Source organism: Sandaracinobacteroides sp., from assembly GCF_057137845.1.
In genome coordinates this window covers 1-2,302 of sequence record NZ_DBNHFX010000017.1, presented here as the reverse complement: position 1 = coordinate 2,302, position 2,302 = coordinate 1, and the positions used below count along the sequence as shown (strand labels likewise).

The following is a 2,302-nucleotide window of genomic DNA, read 5'->3' as shown; positions in this document are numbered from 1 at the left end:
AAGTCGGGTGGATCGAATTGCAGGTGATCGCGTCGCGCTTCGAGGCGCAATGCAGCGCAACCGATTTGCTGAGGTGGCGGACCGCCGCCTTGGCGCTGTTGTAGGCAGCCATCCGCCCCGAGGCGATTATTCCGGCGATCGACGAGATGTTGAGAATGCTGCCGCGTGTGCCTTCCGCCCGCGTTGTCGCGCGGATGAGCGGGATGGCGTGCTTGCAGCCCAGAAACACTCCGTCCAGATCGACTGTATGCACCAGCCGCCAGTCCTCGAGACTGGTGTGCTCGACATCGCCAGCCGGGCCGATGCCGGCGTTGTTCACCAGTATGTGCAAGCCGCCGAACACGCGCTTTGCTTCATCGACGGCAGCGATCCACTGTTCCTCGGACGTCACATTGTGGTGGAACGCTGCGGCATTCGCGCCGATCGCGGCTGCTTCGGCGGTAACCTTCTCGATGTCGATGTCGGTCAGCAACACGCGCGCACCTTCCTGTGCGAAGCGTTGCGCCATCCTGAGTCCCAGCCCCGAAGCGGCGCCGGTGATGAGTGCGATTTTTCCTGCAAGTCTGGCCATGGTCTGATTCCCTGATTGTATCGGCCACCCCCCTAGGCGATCGCCCGGCGCACTGTCTGCCCGTCATATGTGCGTGGCGCGATGTCGCATCGGCCGCGATCCGGCGGGCACGGGGGCAGTTTGTTGCAAAGCTGCAACGGTCGCATCGTCATCGGTTGCGGCACCCGGTGCAGGCGCATTGCCTGGCGGCGGTATCCGGGCGATGGCTATTCCCATTCGGAAAGAACCCCACAGCCGGGGTTGTTCATTTTGAGGGAGTAGCCATGCGTTCCGTTCTTCTTGCAACCGTTGCCCTTTGCGCCGGTGCGCCCGCCTTTGCCCAGGATAGCCAGGGCGCTGCCGCCGGCAATGAAATGGGCGACATCATCGTCACTGCCACCAAGCGCGCACAGGCGCTGTCGGATGTTCCGATCGCCGTCAGTGCGGTCACGGCGGAATCGCTGCAGAACTCGGGTGCGTCCGATATCCGTCAGCTTAATCAGGTCAGCCCGTCGCTGCTGGTTTCGTCGACTTCATCGGAAGCAAATTCGGCGGCCGTCCGCATTCGCGGTATCGGCACCGTCGGCGACAATGCGGGCCTTGAATCGTCGGTTGCGGTGTTCGTCGACGGTGTTTACCGGTCGCGCTCGGGCGCCGGGCTGACCGAACTGGGCGCGATCGATCGCATCGAAGTGCTGCGCGGCCCGCAGGGCACGCTGTTCGGCCGGAATGCGTCGGCGGGCCTCATCAATATCGTGACGGCGAAACCCCGTTTCGAGCCGGAAGGTTCTGCCGAACTCACCTACGGCAACTATAATTACTGGCGGCTTGGCGGATCGGTCACCGGGCCGCTTGCCGGCGACAAGCTCGCCTATCGTGTCGACGGCACCTATGTGAAGCGCGACGGCTTCATCGAGGATGTGGTTTCGGGCCGCAAGCTGAATGGCCGCGATCGCTGGATGGCGCGTGCACAACTGCTGTTCACGCCGAACGACGATCTGGAAATCCGCCTGATCGGCGACGCGGCCAAGCGTAACGAGGAATGCTGCGCGGCGACCTATCTGCCGTTCCAGATGGCCTACCGCGACGCTGCGGGCAACGTGACGACGACCGGCAACAACCCGATCGTCGGCATCGTGCGTGGCTTGGGCGGAATCATCAATGACGACACGTTCGGCCGCAAGACCGCGCTGACACCCGGCCTCGGCTATCGTTCCGACGTGACGGACTGGGGCCTTTCCGCCGAAGCGAACTGGTCGCTCGGCTTCGGAGAGATCACGTCGATCACCGCCTATCGCGACTGGAAGGCGAACAGCGGGCAGGACGCCGATTTCAACAATCTCGACATCCTCGCTCGCACCGATAACGTTCGCCGGTTCCGCACGTTCAGCCAGGAACTGCGCCTGAACGGTCAGGCCTTCGACGACCGGCTGGACTGGCTGGTCGGCGGCTATTTCGCGCACGAGCGTCTCGATCAGACCGACAACCTGACCTACGGCAAGGACTATACCCGTTATGCGAACTGCGTAGTGGCGAACAGCCTTGCCACGACCGCTGCATCGATCGGTATCAACGGTCTGCTCTCCACGGCGTCCGCTGGCTGCGTCAACCCGGCGGTAGCTGCGGCGATTGCAGGCAACCCGGCCATTCCGGCTGCACTCCGGTCGCCGGTTGCGCTTTGGGGCGGGCTCGCGGTTCCGGGCCTCTATGGCTATGATGCCGTGGCTGCCGCCGTCGGCCGTCCGGGCGACA

At 63.8% G+C, this 2,302-nt stretch carries 2 protein-coding genes; one reads left to right on the top strand and one right to left on the bottom strand.

From position 1 onward, the window contains the following. Positions 1–571, bottom strand: a 571-nt coding sequence (locus tag AC16JP_RS00635) for an SDR family NAD(P)-dependent oxidoreductase (RefSeq protein ID WP_484338666.1), incomplete at its 3' end; no start/stop codon positions are given. Between the two features lie 263 nt (positions 572–834). On the opposite strand from AC16JP_RS00635, the gene AC16JP_RS00630 reads away from it, so the two are divergent. Further along, positions 835–2,302: TonB-dependent receptor (locus AC16JP_RS00630; RefSeq protein WP_484338665.1), on the top strand; the 1,468-nt coding region annotated here is incomplete at its 3' end.